Raw genomic sequence first — 23,931 nt, 5'->3', positions numbered from 1 at the left:
ATTTTATTGAAATAAATATATGAAATATTCATATATCGACCTGGATTTGAGTCGTTTATTTTACTGAAAACAACTGTTTAAAAAAACATCATCAATAAACTTGTAACAATGCATTGAAGTTCATGGCAATGGCTTATGTTTTCGCAGCTTTCTGCGTATAATAGCCGATTATTTTTTCGCTCATTTTTGAGCTGGGGTGGTTGTTTTAACCCCATTTGGTTTTTCAGTTGAGGAGTCCTACGTGGCCCAATATATTTACACGATGAACCGAGTGTCGAAGATGGTTCCGCCTAAGCGCGAAATCCTGAAAGACATCTCCTTATCATTTTTCCCAGGCGCTAAAATTGGTGTGCTTGGTTTAAACGGTGCAGGTAAATCTACCTTGCTTCGTATTATGGCGGGCGTAGATAAAGATTTCTCTGGTGAAGCGCGTGCACAGCCGGGTACAAAAATCGGTTATCTTGAGCAAGAACCACCTTTAGATGAAACTAAAGACGTTCGTGGTAACGTCGAAGATGGTTTACGTGAACCGCTTGATGCCTTGGCACGTCTGGATGAAGTCTTTGCTGAATATGCAGCAGAAGATGCGGATTTTGATGCACTTGCGAAAGAGCAAGAGAAGCTTGAAGCGATTATCCAGACTTGGGATGCGCATAACCTTGCGAACCAGATGGATCAAGCAGCTGCAGCATTGAACTTGCCTGCTTGGGATGCAGATGTATCTAAGCTTTCAGGTGGTGAACGTCGTCGTGTGGCGCTGTGCCGATTACTTCTGTCTAAACCAGATATGTTACTTCTAGACGAACCAACGAACCATTTAGATGCTTCATCTGTATCTTGGTTGGAACGTTTCTTGAAAGACTTCCCGGGTACCATCGTCGCTATTACGCATGACCGTTACTTCTTGGATAACGTTGCTGAATGGATTCTGGAGCTTGACCGTGGTATGGGCATTCCGTATCAAGGTAACTACTCTTCTTGGCTTGAGCAGAAAAATGCCCGTTTAGAGCAAGAGAACAAGCAGGAAGAATCTTTTGCTAAAGCATTGAAAAAAGAACTTGAATGGGTTCGTTCTAATGCCAAAGGTCAGCAAAAGAAAAACAAAGCGCGTATGGAGCGTTTTGAAGAGCTTAACTCGCGCGAATTCCAGCAACGTAACGAAACTTCTGAAATCTACATTCCACCTGGCCCACGTCTGGGCAACAAGGTTGTAGAAGTTGAAGGCATCAGTAAATCGTTTGGTGATCGCTTACTGTACAAAGATTTAACGTTCACAGTACCACCTGCTGCAATTGTGGGTATCGTGGGTGAGAACGGTGCGGGTAAAACCACGCTATTCCGTATGATGACTGGCGAACAGCAACCAGATACCGGTACGGTAACGCTGGGTGAATCGGTTAAAGTGGCTTATGTCGGTCAGATCCGTGACACCTTAGATAACAACAAAACCGTTTGGGAAGAAGTTTCTGGCGGTTTAGATATCTTGAAGATTGGTGATTACGAAATTGCATCTCGTGCGTATATCGGTCGCTTTAACTTTAAAGGTCAGGATCAGCAAAAGCGTGTAGGTCAATTATCAGGTGGTGAGCGTAACCGTTTACAACTTGCGAAAATCCTGCAAATGGGCGCAAACGTGATTTTGCTGGATGAACCATCGAACGACTTGGACATCGAAACCTTGCGTGCACTTGAGGATGCCATTTTGGTATTCCCAGGTACTGTGATGGTGATCTCGCATGACCGTTGGTTCCTGGACCGTATTGCAACGCACATCTTGTCATTTGAAGGTGAAACACCTGAATTCTTCACCGGTAACTATGCTGAATTCGAAGAATATCGCCGTAAGCGTGATGGTGATGATCTTGTCGCGAAGCGTCAAAAATATCGCAAAATCGGTGTTTAATCATCTCCGACTTTTGTAAATAAAAAACCAGCCTCAGGACTGGTTTTTTTTATGTTTATTATATGGTGGAGGGTAAATTAGATTTCCCACTCATGGTTACATTCACGGCATTTCCATTTCTTTTGTGTTTGCATGAATGCCTGCATTGAAATTTTAAAATCAGGTAAGTCCTTATAGAACATAAAGCCTGCGATCAAAGAAAGAATAAAAACGATCACAGTTGCTGTCTGTAAAGTCGTACCTGCACCATCGCCAAAAATCCACATCGCAATGCTAATAATCACCAGCAATAACAGCAGGAATAGGGCGGGTACCAGAAACATTAGGCTTTTAGGAACCACGGGACGTGGAGCTGCTTGACCTGGCTGGGCCACCGGCATGATTTTCGGGCTTTGACACTTAGGGCAACGATATTGCATTACAACTCCAAAATTCTAAATTACTGATTATTTTATCGGAAGATGCGAAGAAACCGAAATATTGCCCAACATAAAATATACAGGCAATAAAAAACCCAAGTCGTAATGCTTGGGTTTTTTATAAGATGACCATAATATATTATGGTCATCTTGAATATGGCGTCCCTACGGGGATTCGAACCCCGGTTACCGCCGTGAAAGGGCGATGTCCTAGGCCTCTAGACGATAGGGACAATTGAGGCAAATAACACAGCTAAAGCAAGACTTGATTTGGTGGAGTCAAGGAGGATCGAACTCCTGACCTCTACAATGCCATTGTAGCGCTCTACCAACTGAGCTATGACCCCAGTCTGTGTGAGCGCTATATTAGGGATATCGCGCTCACACGTCAACACAAAAATTAATTAAGCTTGATCAACTGCTTCATTTTTCGGCAACTTTAAGCTTTCATTGAGTTTTTCCCAGACTTTCAGCTCTTTTTTGCTTGGACCACCGACAATTTCCAGCGCATGACGTAAACGTGCAAAGGTTAAATCAGGACCAATGGTCACCATCGTTTGCATCACGGGTGTAGACGCAGTCGAACCGGCGATCGCAATAAAGAACGCAGGCATGAAATCACGTAACTTGATTTCCATCTGTGTCGCCAAGTCCATCAAGGTCTGGCTCACCGTGTCGTTATTCCAAGTAAACAGGCTTTCTAAACGCCAAATTGCGAATTGAAGACTTTGACGTACCTGTTCATCCGACAGTTTCTTGCTTTCAAACTGTTCTTTAGACAGGGTCGGGAAATGGTTGAAATAATGTGCAGACCAGTTCACAGCTTCAGACAGCAGGTTAATACGCGGTTGAATCGCAGCTGCAATTTCTTCTAATTTGGCACGATCTGCTTTCCAGGCCAATAAGGTGTCTAGAAGTTCAGCCGGGCTGAGTGCCTTGATCCATTGACCATTTAACCAGTTCAATTTCTCAACATCAAAGATCGGACCACCGAGGGATACACGTTTGATATCAAAATGCTCAATCATTTCAGCCAAAGTGAATTTTTCACTTTCATCTGGCATTGACCAGCCCATACGACCCAAGTAGTTCAACAAGGCTTCAGGCAGTACACCGATGTCTCTGTAATAGTTAATTGAGGTCGGGTTTTTACGTTTAGACAGCTTAGATTTATCCGGGTTACGCAGCAGTGGCATGTGGCATAGTATCGGCATTTCCCAACCAAAATATTGATACAGCAACTGATGTTTCGGCGCAGATGGAATCCATTCTTCACCACGAATTACGTGGGTGATTTGCATCAAATGATCATCTACTACGTTAGCCAAGTGGTAGGTTGGTAGGCCATCGGTTTTCAGCAGGATTTGCATGTCTACTTGCGCCCATGGAATTTCCACTTCGCCACGCAGCATGTCATTGAATTTACATACGCCTTCAGTCGGTACTTTCATGCGAATCACATGTGGTTCACCAGCGGCCAAACGACGCTCCACTTCTTCTTCAGAAAGATTTAGACCACGACCATCATAACGTGGCGACTCTCCACGTGCCTGCTGTTCTGCACGCATTTGATCCAGTTCTTCTGCAGTTGCGAAACAGTAGAAGGCATGACCTTTCTCTACCAGTTCCAAGGCATAATTTTTATAGATATCCATACGTTCTGACTGGCGGTACGGCGCATGCGGGCCACCGACATCAGGACCTTCAGACCAGTTCAGACCCAACCAGCGCAATGAATCCAGGATCATTTTTTCAGATTCAGGCGTTGAGCGCAGTTGGTCAGTATCTTCAATACGAAGAATGAATTCACCGCCATGCTGTTTAGCAAAACATAAGTTAAACAAGGCGATATAGGCAGTACCTACATGCGGAAAACCAGTAGGAGAAGGTGCAATACGAGTACGAACAGTCATAGCCGGATCTAATCTTAGATATAAAATTGCAGCTATTATAGCGAAAAAGCCACATCACTTAATGCTTTATTCAACATTGAATGATGTGGCTTTTAAATCCGGGAATATTCAGCGCTGTTGAGGCTGATTAAGAATGAGCGCTCGAAAAAATACTTTGGACAAAGCGGGTGAAGCGGTAATTCTGTTCTGCAAAGAAATTTTGCGAAGGTGCGACTTTAAATGCAGTCAAGACTTTTAGATTATCTTCTGTTTGAAGTGTTTTTTCAGTTTTTTGTTGCTGAATCGCTTTTTCAATCGGCGAAGTCTTGCTTTCAACAGTGCTTACTGTAGGCTTCGGCAAATCTGTCTTCACAACAACGGCATGACCGAGTTGAATCGAGAACAACATAATCAGGCTTAGGATGCTGGCTGTGAATAATGTAAATTTCATATCCAAACTTCCTCCTTACTTCTGGTTGGTTTTATTTTGTTAAAAATGTTTTTTTAATACTCTGTCTACAATTTAATCACAGTTGATCATAAAGAAGTAGAACCAAGTCACATTTTTTACAAAAGAAATAATATAACTCTGTGGAAAATTACCAAAAATCGTAATTTCCTGTTTTGGTGGCCTATTTTTAACAGACAACTGTGAAGAGAACGTGAAGAACTGTCTTATATTGTAGCAGAAGATTACTTTTCTAGCAGAATATGTATCCGGATTTAATTGTTAGAAGATATCTCAAAATCAGAAATAGATTGTAGATATTGTTATAAATATATGATTGTTATGTTTATTTTTGATTTGTATAGTGCAGGTCATATAAACAATGAGTTACATCAAATGAAAAAAATAATAGCATCCGCAATCTTGACAATTTTAGTGGGAACAGCAGTACAGAATTCCATTGCCAAAGATTTCCTGAATGTCTCTTATGACCCGACCCGTGAATTTTATCAGGAATATAATGAAGAATTTGGCAAATTTTGGAAGCAGAAAACCGGACAAACGGTTAATTTTAAACAGTCGCATGGTGGCTCAGGCAAGCAGGCGCGTTCAGTGGTCGATGGTTTGCAGGCCGATGTGGTGACTTTGGCTTTGGCCAATGATATCGAAGAAATCGTCAATGCAGGTTTAATCGCGAAAGGCTGGCAAAAAGAGTTTCCGAGTAATTCGGCACCTTATACGTCTACGATTGTATTCTTGGTGCGTAAAGGGAATCCAAAGCAAATCAAAGACTGGAATGATCTGACCAAAGCGGGTGTGGACATTATTACCCCAAACCCGAAAACCGGTGGTGCACCTCGTTGGATCTACCTGTCTGCTTGGGGTTATGCACTGAAACAACCGGGCGGTAATGATGCGAAAGCCAGAGAGCTGGTGAAAAAACTTTATCAAAATGTCAAAGTACTCGACTCCGGTGCGCGTGGTTCACTGACGACGTTTGCCGAGCGCGGTATTGGTGATGTGCTTTTATCCTGGGAAAATGAAGCCTTGCTGGCGACCCAAGGTCTGGGTAAAGATAAGTACGATATCGTCTATCCATCCATTTCAATTCTGGCCGAGCCATCGGTAGCGATTGTCGATAAGAACGTGAATAAAAATGGTAATACCCATCTGGCAAAAGGCTATTTGAACTATTTATATTCACCGAAAGGGCAGGAGCTTGCTGCGAAATATTTCTTCCGTCCGCGGGATGCCAAAGTCGCTAACAAATATTCGGCTCAGTTCCCGAAAATCCAGACCTTTACTATTGATAAAGTCTTTGGTGGTTGGGCCAAAGCGCAAAAAACACATTTTGTGAATGGGGCGATTTATGACCAGATTTACAATGAAAAAAGATAAGTAAGCGGTCGTCTAAATATAATAAAGAAAATGGCTAAAGTGTTATCCATATTCTTTATATCTAATGCATAAAATTCTATATATTAGATATAAGTAGAATAATAAATAGTATTTTTCTTTTAAAAACAAAATATTAATGCAGAAAAACCTTTCATTTTATCGTGTTGTGATGTTGTAGGGTGAATTGCGATAAATGATTTTATTTCATATAGTTATATCTAATGAAGATAAACTCTGTGCTGCCATGAAAATTCAATTAAAATCGTTATTTAGTGCTGCCTTATTGGCGACTGGTTTAGGCATGACCGCGACTGCTTCACAAGCAGCAGACCGTCAGTTTCTGAATGTATCCTATGATGCTACGCGTGAGTTCTATGATGAATTTAACAAATCATTTGGCGCTTACTGGAAAAACCGCACCGGTCTGGATGTGAATTTCAAGCAGTCACATGGCGGTTCGGGCAAACAAGCACGTTCTGTGGTCGATGGTCTGAAAGGTGATGTGGTGACTTTGGCGCTGGCCAATGACATCGAAGAAATTGTGAAATCTGGTCAGATTCAGCCGGGCTGGCAAAAGGAATTCCCACACAACTCGGCACCTTATACCTCGACGATCGTATTCATGGTACGTAAAGGCAATCCGAAAGGCATCAAGGACTGGAATGACTTAACCAAACCAGGCGTGCAAATTATTACGCCTAACCCGAAAACGGGTGGTTTGCCGCGTTGGGTGTATCTGTCTGCATGGGGTTATGCCGAGAAACAGCCAGGCGGTAATAAAGCCAAAGCACAGGACTTTGTCGGCAAACTTTATAAGAACGTGAAAGTGATGGATTCTGCTGCACGTGCTTCAATGACCACCTTTGCCGAGCGTGGGATTGGCGATGTATTGCTGACTTGGGAAAATGAAGCTTTAGTAACGCAAAAAACCTTGGGTAAAAACAAGTTTGATATCGTTTATCCATCAATTACGATTTTGACTGAACCGTCAGTGGCGATTGTGGATCGTACGGTAGAGAAAAATGGCAATAAATGGTTAGCAACAGGTTATATCAATTACCTGTATTCACCATTGGGTCAGGAAATGGCAGCTAAACATTTCTATCGTCCACGTAATGAAAAAGTATTAGCGAAATATTCGGCACAGTTCCCTAAAATCAAAACCTTTACCATTGATGAAGTCTTTGGTGGTTGGGCCAATGCACAGAAAACCCATTTTGTGAATGGTGCAATTTTCGACCAGATTTATAACAGCAAACGTTAATTGATCTGCGAAGTTATCTAGATTGAAAAAAGCCTCCAAAACTGGAGGCTTTTTTGTATGAGAAAAATGCTAAAACGGTTTTCTCTATGGAAAGTAATATTTATCTACAAAAAGTCGTTTGGAGCTTTGCCTAAACAGGGTGATAATGTGCAGTTAAATTTTTCCCCCTATTGATTGAGTTTTTATGTCACATATTTCTGTATTACTTCACGAAACGATTGATGCCTTGTTGGCGGGTCGCAATACGGGAACTTATGTGGATGGGACCTTTGGCCGTGGTGGACATACGCGTTTATTGCTGTCCAAATTAGATGAAAATGCACGCGTCTATGCCTTTGATAAAGATCCACAAGCACTGGCTGTAGCAGCTGAACTCGAACAAGAAGATTCACGTTTCAAAATTATTCATGCCAGCTTTGCTGATCTGAAAGATGCCTTGGCTGAAGTGGGCATTGAACAGGTCGATGGGGTGATGGCTGACTTAGGTGTTTCTTCACCGCAGCTGGATCAGGCTGAACGTGGTTTTAGTTTTATGAAAGATGGCCCGCTGGATATGCGTATGGACAACTCGCAAGGTCCGACCGCAGCAGAATGGCTGACGCAGATTGAAGAAGAAGCACTGGCGAATATCATTTTTAAATATGGTGAAGAGCGTTATAGTCGCCGTATTGCCAAGGCAATTAAGGCTGCCGGATATATTGATACCACGGCAAAGCTGGCTGAGATTGTAAAAGTAGCACACCCGAAATGGGAAAAAAATAAGCATGCTGCGACCCGTACTTTCCAGGCGATTCGTATTGCTATTAATAAGGAATTAGAAGATATTGAAATCTTCTTGCCTCAGGCCGTTGAAATATTGAAACCTGAAGCACGTTTGGCGGTAATTAGCTTCCATTCACTGGAAGACCGTTTGATTAAACAATTTATTCAAAAAGAGTCAACGCTTGAAGAAGATTCAGGCTGGGGAATGCCACAACAACAGAAAGATACGCGACGTTTAAAGAAAGTTTCTCGTGTTAAAGCCAGTGATGAGGAGGTCAAAGCCAATCCTCGTTCACGTAGCGCATGGCTGCGGGTAGCAGAACGTTTAGCTTAATAGGCAGATCATGAAAACGGAAGTGGTTGATAAAAAAACAGAAAAATTGTGGCTGAAAAAAGTTACAATCTATCTCATGCTGATACTGATGGTCTTCATCAGTGCAGTATTTGTGGTATTTCAGGTATTTGAATACCGTCAGGATAACAGAAAGCTGAGTACCTATCTGCGTGAAAGGGATGACCTGAATGCAGAGTGGGGGCGTTTGCTGATTGAGCAGCAAACTTTCGGCGCGACGGCACAGATCGGTACGCGTGCAGTGACACAGCTGCGTATGTATTCACCTCCGGTTTCACAAAGTGTCGTGATTTCCTTACCACAAACTTCAGATGAGAAAAAATAAGGCTAGCGTTCCGACATGGTAGACAAGAGAAAGAAGCAACCGGTACGTAAAAAACAATCGGTCACCGACAAAAATGCCTCAAATGTTTATATCAATCGTTTTTACATCATGTGGGCGGTGGTGCTGCTGTGTTTTGTGACACTGATTTGCCGTGCTTTCTATGTACAGATTATTAATAAAGATTTTTTGCAAAATAAAGCCAATGCCAATATTTTAAGAACCAATACCATCAAGGCGATGCGTGGCGTGATTTATGATCGTAATGGCATTCCATTGGCGATCAGTACTCCGATCATGAAAATTGTGATTGATCCACGTGATTATTTTGACAATAAAAAACTCTATGACGAGACCATGCTGGCGCTGGAAAAAGAACCGAATAGCCGCAAGCTCAAACGTCAGTTACCCGATAAAAACCTGAATCTGGATGAGCTGGCTGATGCAGTCGGTATGGATCGGGCAGAACTGCGCAAAAAAATGGAAGAACGTCCGCGTTCACGTTATCTGATCCTGAAAAAAGAAGTTCCGCCACAACAGGCCGAACTGATCATTAAACGTAATTTTCAGGGCGTATATACCGAGAAAAACTATAAACGTTATTATCCGCAGCCACAGCCGAACTCTCAGATTATTGGCCTGACCAATAGCGAAGGCAGCGGCATTGAAGGTCTGGAAATGCAGCTGAATAGCCGTCTTTCCGGAAAGGATGGCGAGCAGCAGATCATTCGCGATAAAAAAGGTAACCGGGTCAAAGAACCGGAAGTGATTAAAGAAGTTGAACCGGGCGAAAATATTACCTTAAGTATCGACTCGCGTCTGCAATATATTATGTACCGTGAGCTGACGGCTGCCGGTGTCGCCAATAATGCCCGTTCAGCGACTGCGATCGCTGTTGATGTCAAAACCGGTGAAATTCTGGCGCTGTCCTCATGGCCATCGTATAATCCGAATGATAAAAACAGCCTGCTCAACAAGGATGCCATGCGTAACCGTGGTGCAGTCGATTCTTTCGAGCCGGGTTCGACCATGAAGCCGCTCACTGTAGCGATGGCGCTGGAAAGTGGCAAATATACGGCGAATTCAGTCGTGAATACTACACCAGGCAGTATGCGGGTCGGCAATCATACCATTCGTGATACGCATAACTATGGTCAGTTGACACTCGGGGGCATTCTGCAGAAATCCTCTAACGTTGGTGTAGCGAAACTGGCCTTGTCATTGCCTTATGAAACCTTACCAACCTTCTATAAACGTCTGGGTTTTGGTCAGCGTTCAGCAGTGAAATTCCCAGGTGAAAGTGCCGGTTTGATTCTTCCACCAAGTAAATGGAATGTGTCAGAAGTGGCAACCATGTCCTATGGTTATGGTCTGAATGCGACGGTACTACAGCTGGCTGATGCCTATGCCATGCTGGCCAATAAAGGCGTGAAAATGCCACTGAGCCTGTATAAGCTGGAAGAACAGCCCCAGGGTGAGCAGATGATCGATGCCAATATTGCCGATCAGGTCCTGCTGATGATGGAAACCGCAACCTTACCAGGTGGTACGGCAACTCGCGCCACCATCCCAGGTTATCGCGTGGCAGGTAAAACCGGTACTGCACATAAGTTGCGTGCCGACCGTAAAGGTTATTCGACCAGTGAATACCGGGCTTTATTTGCCGGCGTAGCACCAGTCAGTGATCCACGGATTGCCATGGTGGTGGTGGTAGAAAATCCACAAGGCACCTACTATGGCGGTACGGTATCTGCACCAGTCTTTGCCCGCGTGATGCAGGAATCCTTGCGTCTGCTGAATGTCCCTCTGGACAAACCTTTAGAACCTCCCAAAGTCCAGTAAATAGGTGATCAATGTCTATTACATTTCAAGATCTCTACACCCCTCACGATGTCGCTGACTGGATGAAGCAATCCTTTCAGGGCTTCGAGCTGGATAGTCGTAAAGTTAAACCGGGACAAATTTTTATTGCCCTGACCAGTCTGTCACAACCGGAAAAAACTACTCAATTTGCCCAGAAAGCTTTGGACCAGGGTGCATTGGCTGTGATTTCAGAAACTGAACTGGATGTATCTCCAAATTTGGTGTTAGCAGATGTACGCCATCTAATGGGACAATGGCAAAAGCAGTATTTGCAAGCAACCCAACCCGTCACTGCTGCGCGTATTCTTGCAGTCACCGGCACCAATGGTAAAACCACGATTTCTCGCTTGGTGGCTGAATTCATCATGCTGCAAGGTAAAGCCTGTGCGGTGATGGGCACAACAGGTAATGGAATTTTACCGAACCTAGAAGCATCTTCGCATACCACCCTGGATGCCTTGCAACTGCAAAATGCCTTGCATGGCTATGCGCAGGCCGGTGCGGAGTTTGCCTCGATTGAAGCCAGTTCGCATGGTCTGGAACAAGGCCGCTTGAATGGTTGTGATATCGAGATTGCGGGCTACAGCAATTTGAGTCGTGACCATCTGGATTATCATGGAACGCTACAAGCTTATGCAGAAGCAAAGTCTGGTTTATTCCGATTTAAATCTTTAAAAGTGGCTGTCATCAATATCGATGATGAACATGCACAGATCATGCTGGATGCTGCACAAACTAATCCGGCACAGCCTAAAATTTTGACTTATTCCACCCAGCAAAAAGCGGATTATCAGGTTCAGGATATTCAGTACAGCATTTCAGGGGCGACCTTTAAACTAAAATCTGCTTCTGCTGAATATATGGTTAACAGTCCATTGCTGGGCCATTTCAATATTGAAAATCTGGTCGCCAGTCTGATTATGGCGGAACAGGTCGGATTTGACTTGAACAGTTTGATTGCAACTGTTCCACAGCTTAAAGGTGCGCCAGGTCGCATGCAGGTGCTACGTGATGGTGAGCGCCTGTTTGTAGTGGATTATGCGCATACTCCGGATGCTCTGACTCAGGTTCTGGTGACCTTGAAGCGTCATGTTTCACAAAATCTCTGGACTGTTTTCGGCTGTGGCGGTGATCGTGACCGTGGTAAACGTCCACTGATGACTCAAGCTGCTTTAGATGGTTCAGATATCGCAGTACTCACTTCTGATAATCCACGGACCGAAGATCCGGCACAAATCTTTGCGGATATGAAAAACGGCATCGATTTTTCCGGCAAAACCTATCATGAAATTCATGACCGTCGTGAAGCGATCAAGTTTGCGGTTAAACACGCGCAGGTGGGTGATATTGTCGTGATCGCAGGAAAAGGGCACGAAAATTATCAGGAAATTGATGGTGTACGTCACTGGTTTGATGACGTGATCGAAGTACAAGCTGCCATTGATGCCCAGCATTGCAGTACAGATTCAGCCTATTCAGCGCATTAGGATTCAGATATGCATACCTCAACAACAAGTACTGCGGCGCTGGAGCCGTGGAGCATAGAACAATTACAACAGGCTACTCAAGGCTACTGGTTGAATGATAAAAAGCCTGCAGGCCAGATCAAGCGGATTTTGACTGATTCACGTGATGCAGAATCAGGTGATGCTTTTCTTGCGCTGAAAGGTGAGCGTTTTGACGCGCACGACTTTATTGCTCAGGTGGCCGCTCAAGGTTGTGAAATTGCCATTGTCAGCCGTCCGGTGGATGCTGATATTTGCCAGTTGGTGGTGGAAGATACCCGTTTGGCATTGGGACAGTTAGGTGCTTATCGCCGTCAGCAGAATCCTCAACTCAAAGTCATTGCCTTGACCGGCAGTAGTGGCAAGACCACGACTAAAGAAATGCTGGGAAGCATTCTGTCGCGTCTGGCACCGACCTTGGTTACGCGTGGTAATTTGAATAATGACCTCGGCGTGCCGGTAATGTTGCTTGAGCTGCGTCCTGAACATCAATATGCGGTGATGGAACTCGGTGCGAGTCATCAGGGTGAAATTGATTACACCTCGAAAATGGTGCAGCCGCATGTGGCTGGGATCATTAATATTGGGACGGCACATTTAGGTGAATTTGGCGGTCGTGACGGAATTTGCCGTGCAAAATCCGAGATTTATGCGCATATCTCTGAAACCTCAATTATTCCCGCTGCCGATGATTTTGCTGAAACCATTCGTGCTGCAGTAAAAACCGAAAAAAGCTTAAGTTTTGGTGCTGGCGGTGAAGTCTATGCCAGCGATATTGTGCTTGAAGCTCAATCTTCAAGCTTTACACTGAATACACCACAAGGCTCGAAAACAGTTCAGTTGCCGTTTGCCGGTGAGCATAATGTCGAAAATGCGACCGCAGCAGCAGCTTTCGCCTTAGCGATCGGTATTAATCTTTATGATATCGTGGCTGGCCTGGAACAGGCCGTGGGTGCGAAAGGTCGTCTGAACTTTATTCTGCACAAAGACTATTTATTTATTGATGATACCTACAATGCCAATCCGGGTTCGATGCGTGCAGCGGCTGAAGTTCTGGCGCAGCAGCAGGGCATCCGGGTGATGGTCACCGGCGATATTGGTGAACTCGGTTCATCTGCCGCAATCGAGCATTACAAGCTCGGTCGGGATCTGGTCTCGGTGAAAGGCATTAATTTTGTGGTGGCTGTAGGTGAATTTGCGCCTGCCGCACAAGAAGGTGCTCGTAGTACACAATATGGTAAAAAAATGCAGGCTTTCCTGAATCAGGAGCAGGCATTACCGTTTTTAATTCGTTTGATTGAAACACATCAACCTCAGCCGATGTCATTCCTGTTTAAAGGGTCGCGTTTTACCCATATGGAAACATTGATGGCTGCATTGATGGAGAAACTCTAAATGCTGTTATGGCTCTTTGAACATTTGGCGGGCTTTGACAGCACGTTTCAGGTGGTTCGTTATTTAACTTTACGTGCTTTGCTCAGTGTCTTGACGGCATTGACCATCGGTCTGGTGCTCGGTCCTGTAATGATTCGCAAGCTTCAGGCGCTGAAATATGGTCAGGCAGTCAGCTCGTATGCCCCTGAAAACCATGCTAAGAAAATGGGCACGCCGACCATGGGCGGGGTGCTGATCCTGCTTTCGATTGGTATCTCAACTCTACTCTGGGCAGATCTTTCCAATCCTTATGTCTGGATTGTGCTGGGTGTGATGGTGATTTTCGGTGCCGTTGGCTGGGCCGATGACTGGATTAAAATCCGTTATAAAGACAATGCGGGTTTGCCTGCGAAGAAAAAATTCTTCTGGACTTCAGTTGGTTCTTTGGGTGCTGGTATTGCTTTGTATGTCATTGCACAGCAACAGACCAATCCGGTGCATACCGCGAATATGCTGGATCTGCTGATTCCATTCTTTAAAGACCTAAGCATTCCATTATCGATGATCCCATTGGGCATTGGTTTTATTATCTTTACCTATTTCGTGATTAACGGTGCCTCCAATGCCGTGAACTTGACTGATGGTCTGGATGGTCTGGCAATCATGCCAATCGTGCTGGTTGCTACAGGTTTGGGCGTATTTGCCTATTTGGCCGGTGACGTGCGCTTTGCCAATTATCTGCATATTCCTTATGTAAAATATTCGTCTGAACTGGTGGTGGTCTGTGCTGCCATGATCGGAGCGGGTCTGGCTTTCCTTTGGTATAACGCCCATCCAGCCCAAGTATTTATGGGGGATGTCGGTGCTTTATCTCTCGGTGCAATGCTCGGTACGATTGCCGTCATGGTGCGTCAGGAAATCGTATTTGCGATTATGGCCGGTGTCTTTGTGGTGGAAGCGGTTTCAGTGTTCTTGCAGATTGGTTCATTAAGAATGCGCAATAAACGTGTATTCCTGATGGCACCGCTACATCATCATTATGAAAAGAAAGGCTGGCGTGAAACCCAGGTGGTGATCCGTTTCTGGATTATTACGATTATGCTGGTAGTTTTGGGTCTAATGACCTTAAAATTGCGCTAAGAAATGCATTGGAAAAAGTCGGCGCATGCCGGCTTTTTTGTTTTGGAGAAAATGATGAATTTACTCATGTGCCCAGTCTGTCGCCAGCAGTTGAGCTTAAATGAAAGAACATGGCGCTGTGAGAATCATCATAGTTACGATGTCGCCAAACAGGGCTATGTGAACCTGCATGTGGTTCAGCACAAGCACAGCAAAAACCCGGGAGATACGCCTGAGTCTGTGCAGGCACGTCGCGCATTTCTGAGTGCAGGTTATTATGCGCCTTTGCAACAGGCTGTTGTAGAAAAGATTCGCGAGTTGCGGATTGAAAACCTTTTAGATATTGGCTGTGGCGAAGGCTACTATACCGATGCCATGCAGGCCGAAGTGCTGCAATGTGTGGGGGTCGATATTGCCAAGAATGCGGTTCAGGTCGCAGCCAAACTGAATAAAGAGGTGACTTGGGTCGTAGGAACCGGAGCGACTTTACCAGTATTAGATGAGTTGATTGATCTGTGTACCAGCTTGTTTAGTCCAATTCCTAAACAGGAAATCCTGCGAGTTCTAAAACCAAAATCTTATTTGATGGTGGTGACACCGGCACCGCAACATTTATACTCGATGCGTGAAGCTCTATTTGAAGAAGTGAAACCACACGAGCCGCAGAAGTTTGTTGAGCAGTTGCAAGATGAATTTAATCTGGTTAGTGAGCAGGTGATTGATGCGCCAATGGTTTTGCCACAGGCTGATTTAAAAAACCTGATTGCGATGACGCCATATGCTTATAAGGCCAAACCTGAACGTCGTTTAGCACTTGAACAGCAGGATCAGTTTGAATTACTGGCGCAATATCAGATTTACCTGTTTCAGAAAAAATAAAAAATGCATATAAAAAAGCCCTCAACTGAGGGCTTTTTTATATCAGTCAGATTACTGGACTTCTTCAATCAGATTTTCCAGAGAATCTACCCGGTTCGGCTGAAGAGGCTGTTCTTGTGGTGCAGAACTTTCATCATCTGGTAAACGAATCGGTTGATCTGGTAAATCTTCAAAGTCAGTTTCTGTGCGTTTCGGGACGACCACAGGTGCAGGACGGTAAAGTGCTGTCGCCAGAGGCGGAGAAGATGGATCATTCTGTGCTTCATCAGCCTGAACCCCCTTGTTGCGATTTACCGGCGCCTTGGCATTGCGGTCTAAACGTACCCATGCTTCTGGCTGGCCTTTTAATGCCTTGCCCATAAAATCGGTCCAGATCGGTAGAGCTGCCACACCACCATATTCACGGCGACCTAAGGTGGTCGGCTGGTCAAAGCCTACCCAAGTCACGGTGACTAACTTACCATTAAAGCCAGCAAACCAGGCATCTTTGGCATCATTGGTGGTACCGGTCTTCCCGCCGATATCACTACGACCAATTCTTAATGCCGCACGACCGGTACCATGCTGAATTACATCACGCAAAATGTTGGCCATGTCATAGGCAGAGCTAGATTTTAAAATACGCTGTGCCTGACGATAATTACTGTCTTCGGCAGAGACTTTAGGTGCAGCCTGTTTTTGCTCTAAAGTTGTATTGTTGATTGCAATTGCTTCGTCATCTGCGGTAATAGGGTCAGTGGCTTGAACTGTTTCTTCTTTTTCATTAATACATGAAATGCAGGCATATTCAGGCTTGGCTTCAAAGATGGTATTGCCGTAGGCATCTTCAATGCGGGTAATAAAGTGAGGTTGGATTCGGTAACCGCCATTGGCAAAGGTGGCATAACCAGTCGCCATCTGAATCGGTAGGACCTGCGGGGTGCCTAAGGCAATGGTATAGTTACGTGGAATCTGACTGTCTTGTAAACCAAAATCCATAAATAACTGGCGTGTACGTTCAATCCCAACGGCCTGTAATAAGCGCACTGAGACTGTATTACGTGACAGATAAAGTGCACGACGTAGCGGGATCATGCCCAGATAACGGCCATCCGAGTTACGTGGCGTCCATTTGCCAATGGTAATGGGTGCATCATTGACCATAGTATGCGGCGTCATGCCACGTTCTAAAGCCAGGGCATAAACAAAAGGCTTAATGGTAGAGCCGGGTTGACGCCAGCCTTGGATTGCACGGTTAAATTTCGACTGATAAAAGTTATATCCCCCGACAATGGCTTCAATCGCACCATTATTTGGGTTGATGGCAATCAATTGTCCTTGCACATTGGGGATCTGCACCAATGACCACGAGGTTTTATTTTCATTGGGTCTTAAACGAACAATATCTTTGACTTTGACAATCTCGGACGCTTTGCTCGGTGCACCACCTACACTGTTGACGTTACGAAAGCGACGCGCCCAGGACATACCTGACCAGGGCACGGTCACGCTGCTTCCGTCCTGCATGAGTGCTTCAAAACTGGAATTACTCACCTGAGTTACTTGCGCAGGATAGGTGTTGGCATAGGCACGGAACTTATCGAGGGGTTGATCATGTGCTTCAGCACCACGCCAGCCATGTCGACGGTCATAGGCTTCTAAACCTTCCTGTACGGCTTGCTCCGCATAGGCCTGACGTTCACTATGGATGGTGGTATAGACTTTATAACCAGAATCTACCGCCTGTTCACCAAAGTTTTGTACCAGTTCAGAACGTACCATTTCGCCGACATACGGGAATTTATTACGGGTACTCCGATCAGGCATATCTAAATTTACCGGTTCAGCAATGGCTTGCTGATACTGGCTCTGATTTAAATAGCCCAGTTGCAGCATACGGCCCAGAATCCAGTTACGACGTTCCAGGGCGCGCTTGGGATTGGCGACCGGATTATATCGAGAAGGTGCTTTAGGCAGGCCAGAGATCATGGCCATTTGTGCAATTGAAAGCTCTTCTAAACTCTTATTATAGTAAATTTTAGCTGCTGCTGCGATGCCGTAAGCATTTTTCCCCAGGAAAATTTTATTGACATACAAGGTCAGAATTTCTTCTTTAGTTAAGTTTTGCTCAATTTTACGGGCCAGAAAAATTTCCGTCAGTTTGCGCTTCAGCGTCCGTTCAGGACTAAGGTAATAGTTTTTTGCCACTTGCATGGTAATGGTCGAACCGCCGGTCTGTACATCCGAGCCAGTCACCGTCTCACTGAGTGCGCGTCCCAAGCTTTTAAAGCTGATTCCGCTATGCTCAAAAAAGCTGGAATCTTCAGCGGCGAGGAAAGCATGAATAAATTCGGGTGGAATTTGTTCATATTTCACGGGAACAGAAAGCTTGCCTCCATATTCAGCAATTAATTCATTATCTGAACTAAAAACTTGTAAAGGCTTTAATAAAGGTGCCTTTTTAAGCGTAGACATTTCAGGCAAAGATGGGGCAATATAGAGATACATGCCATAGAAACCCATCGGAATTGAGATCAGTATAATGATAATGATCAAAAAAAATGGATGAACAAGGCCTGAACAAGATAGCTTTTTCATAACAAGTAAGTTTTAATAAGAGCTAATGGCGAACTAATTACCGGTCAGTATATCCTGTCGATATCCATATTGTTAGATGAGTTATTGTATCTATATAAAATTATAGACTGGACCAATTGGTAAGTTAGATTAAATTGGGGACAAAAAAATAATAGGAAGTATATTGTGCGCAGGTTATATCGTAAACCAAATAAGGGTTTAATAGGAGTCGATATTAGTTCGACTTCTGTTAAGGTTTTAGAACTTTCTGTAAAAAGTGGCCGTTACTGGGTAGAGAGCTATGCTTTGATCCCATTATCGGAAAACAGTGTTGTTGAAAAAAACATCTTAAACCCAGAAGCTGTCGCTGATGCCCTTGGGCGTGCAATTAATTTGGGTAATACCCAGTCGAATCAGGCCGCTTTTGCGATTCCAACTTCAATGGTCATTACCAAAATCATTGAGATGGATGCAGACATGTCGGATGACGAACGTGAAGTTCAGATTCGTGAAGATGCGGAACAATACATTCCTTTCCCACTCGATGAAGCGAGTCTGGACTTTGAAGTTCTGCCAGACCGTCTTACTAATCCAAACCGGGTCAATGTGCTATTGGTCGCTACCCGAATTGAAAATGTCGAAGCACGTTCTGAAGTTTTGGAAATTTCTGGTCTAACGCCTAAGATTGCAGATGTAGAAAGTTTTGCGCTGGAAAATGCCTTCAAAGTATTTTCGGATACTTTGCCGATGGGGGTCAATACGGTTGGTATCTTAGATATTGGTCATAGTATGACGACCTTGTCGGTGATGCAGAACAACAAGATTATTTATACCCGTGAGCAGGTGTTTGGCGGCAAGCAATTGACTCAGGAAATTCAGAATCGCTATGGATTATCCTTTGAAGAAGCTGGACGTGCTAAAAAAACCCGTGCTTTACCGGATGATTATGATATTGAAGTGCTAGAGCCATTCCTGGATGCCGTGGTACAACAGGCAGCCCGTTCATTGCAATTCTTCTTTTCATCTTCTCAGTTTAATGAGATTGACCATATTTTACTGGCCGGCGGGAATGCCAATATTCCAGGTCTGGCAAAATTATTACAACAAAAACTCGGTTACCGTGTCACGATCGCGAATCCATTTTTGCAAATGGGCTTTTCTCCTCAAATTGATATTAAAAAAATTGAAAATGACGCGTCATCACTCATGGTTGCATGCGGTTTGGCATTAAGGAGTTTTGATTAATGGCAAGAATTAACTTACTTCCTTGGCGTGATGAGCTAAGAATTAAAAGAAATAATGAATTCGTGGCAATCTGCGTGGGGGCGCTTTTCTTGGGATTAGCGGCAGCGGGTTCAACCTGGTTTTATTATGATCACAAGCTTCAAGATCAGGAGCAGGCCAATCAGCTGATTCAAAGTACTAACCAGAATCTGGATGTGCAGTTAAAGGCGCTTGAAGGTTTACAAGAACAGCGTAATGCGATTGTTGAACGGATGAAACTGATTCAGGGTCTACAAACTCAGCGTCCGATTGCGGTGCATTTGATTGATGAAATTGTACGGGTGACCCCAAGCAATATGTATATCACCAAATTCCAGCGTACCGGTGACAAGTTTACTATTGAAGGTCGAGCTGAGAGTCCAAATACGGTCGCAGAACTGCTCCGTAATCTGGAAGCTTCATCTTGGTATCGAAATGCCTTTATGAACGCTTTCCTAGTGGCTGAAGAAGCAAAAGAAAAGGCACCTAGCTCGATTATTCCACGTGTGGAAGAGTCCTATGGCAGTTTTACCGTGACGGTAGATCTGGATCAAATCGCTCAGCCAGTACTTAACGAAGAACAACAAGCAGTCGCTACAACTACGGGGGCATCATCATGAGTAATGAAGAATTCGATGAGTTCAGCCAGGATGTCGTCGCTGTACCCAAAAACAAAATGACTGTTGAAAAGTTTTTTCAGCAATTCAATACATTAGATCCAAACAATTATGGTAGCTGGCCTTTGTCGGTCAAAATTACCTGCTGGATCTTCATTGCTGCATTGGCATTTGCGGTGATTTACTTTGTCATGATCAGAAGCACGATTGAATCGATTTCACAAGCCAGTGCTCAGGAACAAAACCTGCTGAATGAATTTCGTGAAAAAGAATCCAAATTACGCAACTTACAACAATATCAAATCCAGCTTCAGGAAATGGAAGCTCGTTTTAACCAGCAGTTAGAACAGTTACCGAAAGAAACTGAGATTCCGGGTCTGGTTGAAGATATTAACCTGAGCGGTGTGAATTCAGGCCTGAAGTTTAAAAATATCCGTCTGGAACCTGAAATTAAACAAGAATTCTTTATTGAACAGCCGATTGCAATTGAAGCGACTGGGGATTATCACGCTTTTGGTTCTTTTGTCAGCAGTATTGCCGGCTTGTCGCGTATTGTCACACTGCATGATTTCACCATTACCGGTACTGAAAACAAAGAGAAAAAATCTGAAATTCCGGTCATTGATTATGTGGTGAAAGCCAAAACTTATCGTTATGTCGGTAATGCGGAAAGCGCTGCAGCTAATAGCACTACTCAGGGGGCGCAGTAATGAAGAACATTAAGATTACTTCGGCTTTAACACTTGGGTTTTTATTATTGGGATGCGATTCACGCATTGATGCTGTCAATCAGGAAATGGCCAATATTCGTAATCAGCCGCCTTTGCCGATTGAACCGGCTCCTGATTTTATGCCAGTTGAAACCTTCAGCTATGCAGCACATCAGATTAAAAGTCCTTTTTTACCAAGCTCTCTGGCGGCTGAACTGAAAATTATGGCGGGGAAACGGGTTTATCCAAACCTATCACGTCAACTGCAACCGCTAGAAAGTTATCCGCTCGAAACGTTGACCATGAAAGGCAGTATGCGCAATCAGGCAGGACAGATTCTGGCTTTAATCCAGACGCCTGATGGTGAGGTTGAGCGGATCCAACGTGGTAGCTATATGGGACTTAATCATGGTCGTGTGGTTGGAATTACACCAACACAGATCGATTTGATTGAGATTATTCCAGATGGCCGTGAAGGATATGTGGAACGTCCGCGAAGTCTGGTTCTTATCGGGCCGGCGCCATGAGTTTTAAAGGAATAACAATGAATAAGAGTATTAAAGAATTTATTTTTGGGGATGTTAATACAATGAATCGTGTGTTTCGTCAGTTTTCCATGGGTGCTGTTGCGATTGCAGTGATGCAAGCGGCCAGTGCGCAGGTTTCAATGACCAATGTAGTACCCATGCAGCTTCCTGGACAAGGAACTGAGATTCGGGTGATGTTCAATGGTTTGCCACCACAACCACAAGCCTACCAATTAGAATCACCGTCACGTTTGATTCTGGACTTTGACAAGGCCCAACAGAATTTAAAACAAAGCAAAATTCCGGTCGCAACGCGTGAAGCCAGTTCAGTGGAGGTCACTTCGGATGCACAGCGTGCCCGTTTGACGGTTAATCTGACAGATGCAGGTGCCTTTACCACTCGAGTAGAAGGCAATACTTTTATTCTTAAAATTAATTCGGCAACTCCTGTAGCCATAGCTCAACCTGTGCAGCAACAGTCGGCTCAGGGTATTAGCAATATTGGTTTCCAGCGCGGTGCGCAAGGTGAAGGCCAGGTCGTTATTGATCTATTAGGGAATAATACTCCTGTTGATGTACAGCAGCAGGGTACCAAGGTTATTGTGCGCACTTTAGGTTCCAAGATTCCGGCTCATTTGACCCGCCGTCTTAATGTGACTGATTTTGCGACTCCGGTATCAAGTGTGGATGCTGTGAATCAAAATGGTTCAGGAGTCATTACGATTCAGTCTGCGGAAAGTTATGAATATATGGCTTATCAGACTGATAACAAGCTGACCATCAGCTTGAAACGTCCGGAAGCTAAGAGCCCATTACGTCCTAAAACTGTGGCTTATACCGGCAAGAAAATTTCCTTAGATTTCCAGGATATCGAAGTCCGTCGTGTTTTACAGCTTTTAGCTGACTTCACTGATATTAATATGGTGGCCGCAGACAGTGTACAAGGCAATATTACTTTGCGCTTGAAAGAGGTACCTTGGGATCAGGCGCTGGATATTGTGCTGAAAACCAAAAATCTGGATAAACGGCGCAATGGCAATGTGATCTGGATCGCACCAGTTACAGAGCTGATAAAGGCTGAAGAGGAAGAAGCTAAGGCGATTAAGCAGAGTGTTGCACTTGCGCCTATCCAAACGGAATATATGCAGCTCAGTTATGCCAAAGCCGCTGATATTGAGAAACTGATTACGCAGAATAAAGGCGCATCTAGTTCAGGTAGTTCGAGTAACACTACAAATAATGATGAGAGAGAAAGCTTATTGAGTTCACGTGGCTCTGTGTCTATTGATGCACGAACCAATACTATTATTGTGAATGATACCCAGCTCTTTATTGATAAAATCCGGAATATGGTAGACTTGCTCGATGTACAGGTCAAGCAGGTGATGGTCGAAGCACGTATTGTGCGAGCTACCACTGACTTCACCAAAGAAATGGGAGTGAAGTGGGGGATTCTATCTCAAGGGATTACCAACAATGATAGCCTTCTGGTCGGTGGTAGTGACACGACGTTATGGGATCTCAGAGATCCCCAAGAAAGTGATTTAGGTGGATATACTTATGAGATTCAACGTCCACAAAACCTTAATGTAGACTTGGGTGTAACCAGTCCGGGTGCAAGTCGTATTGCTTTTGGTCTAATCAGTCTATCGGATTTTATGCTGGATCTTGAGCTTTCTGCACTTCAGGCAGATGGCTATGGTGAGGTGATTTCTACCCCTAAAGTACTGACTGCGGATAAGCAGAAAGCAACTGTTGCCTCTGGTTCACAAATTCCGTATCAATCTGCTGAAGGTGGAGGTGCTAATGCTGTGTCCACTACTGAGTTTATTGATGCCACCTTAAGTCTGGATGTGACGCCAAGTATTACGCCAGATGGTAAAGTGCAGATGGAACTCAATATTACCAGTGATTCGCCGGGTAATCCGACACCGACTGGACAGCTTACTATTAACAAAAACCAGATCAATACCAATGTCTTGGTTGATAATGGTGAAACAGTAGTTCTAGGTGGTATTTTTGAGCAGGAAACCCGTAATGCACAAACCAAGGTGCCATTCTTGGGGGATATTCCTTATGTAGGACGTTTATTCCGTAAAGATTTAAAATCGGATAACAAGCGTGAGTTGCTGATTTTCGTTACACCTCGAATTGTTAATGACAGTGTTTCAAGAAATCATTAATATATTTTGAATTTAACAAAACGAATAGGTGACTCCTTGCCAAGCAAAGAGTTTGAAACCCTACCAAATCTTTATTTGGTAGGGCCGATGGGGGCCGGTAAAACAACAGTAGGACGACATCTCGCAGAATTGTTAGGACGCGAATTTCTAGATAGCGATCATGAAATTGAACGTAAAACAGGTGCGACGATTCCCTGGATTTTTGAGAAAGAAGGGGAACAGGGTTTTCGTGACCGTGAAACTGCTGTAATTAATGAACTGACTTCACGCCCCCATTTAGTTTTAGCCACTGGCGGTGGTGCCATTACTCAGGTCTTGAATCGGGACTATCTGAAACAGCGCGGAATCGTTGTTTATCTTTATACGCCGGTTGAAATTCAACTGCAGCGTACCTATCGCGATAAAAATCGTCCACTCCTCCAAGTCGAAAATCCGGAACAAAAGTTACGTGATTTATTGGCAGTTCGTGATCCCTTGTATCGGGAAGTGGCACATCATATCATTGAGACCAATCAGGGTGCGGCACGAGATCTGGCGCAGCGGATTCTCAATCTCATTACTTCCAAAAACTAAGT

The 23,931-nt window shown here is 44.3% G+C and carries 20 protein-coding genes and 2 tRNA genes; 16 read left to right on the top strand and 6 right to left on the bottom strand.

Annotation, left to right across the window (positions count from 1 at the left end; translation table 11 throughout):
* Nucleotides 1-241: 241 nt before the first annotated feature.
* Nucleotides 242-1,903 carry an energy-dependent translational throttle protein EttA gene (ettA, locus tag J7649_RS09015; protein WP_004281122.1) on the top strand — a complete coding sequence of 554 codons (1,662 nt, stop codon included), beginning with the start codon at nucleotides 242-244 and terminating at the stop codon, nucleotides 1,901-1,903.
* 77 nt (nucleotides 1,904-1,980) lie between these two features.
* Here the strand turns inward: ettA and J7649_RS09010 are convergent, their stop codons facing one another.
* The 5 genes from J7649_RS09010 to J7649_RS08990 form a co-directional block, all read right to left on the bottom strand.
* Entirely contained in the window at nucleotides 1,981-2,322 is a 342-nt protein-coding gene (locus tag J7649_RS09010; RefSeq protein WP_004281123.1) for a membrane protein, read from the bottom strand.
* A gap of 157 nt (nucleotides 2,323-2,479) precedes the next feature.
* Nucleotides 2,480-2,555 (bottom strand) — tRNA-Glu (locus tag J7649_RS09005).
* 38 nt (nucleotides 2,556-2,593) lie between these two features.
* Nucleotides 2,594-2,669 (bottom strand) — tRNA-Ala (locus J7649_RS09000).
* A gap of 57 nt (nucleotides 2,670-2,726) precedes the next feature.
* Nucleotides 2,727-4,235: a glutamate--tRNA ligase gene (gene gltX / locus J7649_RS08995; protein WP_219307502.1), complete on the bottom strand. Its 1,509-nt coding sequence runs from the start codon at nucleotides 4,233-4,235 to the stop codon at nucleotides 2,727-2,729.
* A gap of 127 nt (nucleotides 4,236-4,362) precedes the next feature.
* Nucleotides 4,363-4,665, bottom strand: coding sequence for a hypothetical protein (locus J7649_RS08990; protein ID WP_004281126.1), 303 nt, complete (start codon nucleotides 4,663-4,665; stop codon nucleotides 4,363-4,365).
* Between the two features lie 393 nt (nucleotides 4,666-5,058).
* On the opposite strand from J7649_RS08990, the gene J7649_RS08985 reads away from it, so the two are divergent.
* The 9 genes from J7649_RS08985 (at nucleotide 5,059) to J7649_RS08945 (ending at nucleotide 15,500) form a co-directional block, all read left to right on the top strand.
* Nucleotides 5,059-6,060, top strand: coding sequence for a sulfate ABC transporter substrate-binding protein (locus J7649_RS08985; RefSeq protein WP_219307492.1), 1,002 nt, complete (start codon nucleotides 5,059-5,061; stop codon nucleotides 6,058-6,060).
* 244 nt (nucleotides 6,061-6,304) lie between these two features.
* Nucleotides 6,305-7,324, top strand: a complete 1,020-nt coding sequence (locus J7649_RS08980; RefSeq protein ID WP_129717172.1) for a sulfate ABC transporter substrate-binding protein — start codon at nucleotides 6,305-6,307, stop codon at nucleotides 7,322-7,324.
* A 184-nt stretch (nucleotides 7,325-7,508) separates the two neighbouring features.
* Nucleotides 7,509-8,420, top strand: coding sequence for a 16S rRNA (cytosine(1402)-N(4))-methyltransferase RsmH (rsmH, locus tag J7649_RS08975; protein ID WP_129717174.1), 912 nt, complete (start codon nucleotides 7,509-7,511; stop codon nucleotides 8,418-8,420).
* Nucleotides 8,421-8,496: 76 nt separating this feature from the next.
* Nucleotides 8,497-8,763 carry a cell division protein FtsL gene (gene ftsL, locus J7649_RS08970; protein ID WP_370940785.1) on the top strand — a complete coding sequence of 89 codons (267 nt, stop codon included), beginning with the start codon at nucleotides 8,497-8,499 and terminating at the stop codon, nucleotides 8,761-8,763.
* 15 nt (nucleotides 8,764-8,778) lie between these two features.
* Nucleotides 8,779-10,602: a penicillin-binding protein PBP3 gene (ftsI, locus tag J7649_RS08965; protein WP_219307490.1), complete on the top strand. Its 1,824-nt coding sequence runs from the start codon at nucleotides 8,779-8,781 to the stop codon at nucleotides 10,600-10,602.
* Between the two features lie 11 nt (nucleotides 10,603-10,613).
* A complete protein-coding gene (locus J7649_RS08960) occupies nucleotides 10,614-12,110 on the top strand; it encodes a UDP-N-acetylmuramoyl-L-alanyl-D-glutamate--2,6-diaminopimelate ligase (protein ID WP_219307488.1) in 1,497 nt (498 codons plus the stop codon).
* Nucleotides 12,111-12,119: 9 nt separating this feature from the next.
* Entirely contained in the window at nucleotides 12,120-13,523 is a 1,404-nt protein-coding gene (locus J7649_RS08955) for a UDP-N-acetylmuramoyl-tripeptide--D-alanyl-D-alanine ligase (protein ID WP_219307485.1), read from the top strand.
* Nucleotides 13,524-14,642 carry a phospho-N-acetylmuramoyl-pentapeptide-transferase gene (mraY, locus tag J7649_RS08950; protein ID WP_004644946.1) on the top strand — a complete coding sequence of 373 codons (1,119 nt, stop codon included), beginning with the start codon at nucleotides 13,524-13,526 and terminating at the stop codon, nucleotides 14,640-14,642. It begins immediately after the preceding gene.
* A gap of 54 nt (nucleotides 14,643-14,696) precedes the next feature.
* A complete protein-coding gene (locus J7649_RS08945) occupies nucleotides 14,697-15,500 on the top strand; it encodes a putative RNA methyltransferase (RefSeq protein ID WP_219310088.1) in 804 nt (267 codons plus the stop codon).
* Nucleotides 15,501-15,551: 51 nt separating this feature from the next.
* Here J7649_RS08945 and ponA read toward each other — a convergent pair whose 3' ends face one another.
* Nucleotides 15,552-18,077 carry a penicillin-binding protein PBP1a gene (ponA, locus tag J7649_RS08940; RefSeq protein ID WP_219307483.1) on the bottom strand — a complete coding sequence of 842 codons (2,526 nt, stop codon included), beginning with the start codon at nucleotides 18,075-18,077 and terminating at the stop codon, nucleotides 15,552-15,554.
* 165 nt (nucleotides 18,078-18,242) lie between these two features.
* On the opposite strand from ponA, the gene J7649_RS08935 reads away from it, so the two are divergent.
* The 6 genes from J7649_RS08935 to aroK are packed head-to-tail and all read left to right on the top strand — an operon-like array spanning nucleotide 18,243 to nucleotide 23,929.
* Nucleotides 18,243-19,301 carry a pilus assembly protein PilM gene (locus tag J7649_RS08935; RefSeq protein WP_180037253.1) on the top strand — a complete coding sequence of 353 codons (1,059 nt, stop codon included), beginning with the start codon at nucleotides 18,243-18,245 and terminating at the stop codon, nucleotides 19,299-19,301.
* On the top strand, nucleotides 19,301-19,939 hold the full coding sequence (locus J7649_RS08930) for a PilN domain-containing protein (RefSeq protein ID WP_180180631.1): 639 nt from the start codon (nucleotides 19,301-19,303) through the stop codon (nucleotides 19,937-19,939). The genes J7649_RS08935 and J7649_RS08930 overlap by 1 nt, the downstream gene beginning before the upstream one ends.
* Complete coding sequence (locus tag J7649_RS08925; RefSeq protein WP_005248371.1) at nucleotides 19,936-20,646, top strand: type IV pilus inner membrane component PilO; 711 nt, start codon at nucleotides 19,936-19,938, stop codon at nucleotides 20,644-20,646. The genes J7649_RS08930 and J7649_RS08925 overlap by 4 nt, the downstream gene beginning before the upstream one ends.
* The gene (locus J7649_RS08920; RefSeq protein WP_005248368.1) at nucleotides 20,646-21,173 is read left to right on the top strand and encodes a pilus assembly protein PilP; all 528 of its coding nucleotides are present in this window, start codon (nucleotides 20,646-20,648) and stop codon (nucleotides 21,171-21,173) included. The genes J7649_RS08925 and J7649_RS08920 overlap by 1 nt, the downstream gene beginning before the upstream one ends.
* A 17-nt stretch (nucleotides 21,174-21,190) precedes the next feature.
* A complete protein-coding gene (locus J7649_RS08915) occupies nucleotides 21,191-23,356 on the top strand; it encodes a type IV pilus secretin PilQ (protein WP_219307481.1) in 2,166 nt (721 codons plus the stop codon).
* Between the two features lie 36 nt (nucleotides 23,357-23,392).
* Complete coding sequence (gene aroK / locus J7649_RS08910) at nucleotides 23,393-23,929, top strand: shikimate kinase AroK (RefSeq protein ID WP_005094320.1); 537 nt, start codon at nucleotides 23,393-23,395, stop codon at nucleotides 23,927-23,929.
* The last annotated feature ends 2 nt before the right edge of the window (nucleotides 23,930-23,931 follow it).

The sequence above is a fragment of the Acinetobacter lwoffii genome, from assembly GCF_019343495.1.
Classification (GTDB): domain Bacteria; phylum Pseudomonadota; class Gammaproteobacteria; order Pseudomonadales; family Moraxellaceae; genus Acinetobacter; species Acinetobacter lwoffii_P.
This window is presented reverse-complemented; position numbering and strand designations above follow the sequence as displayed.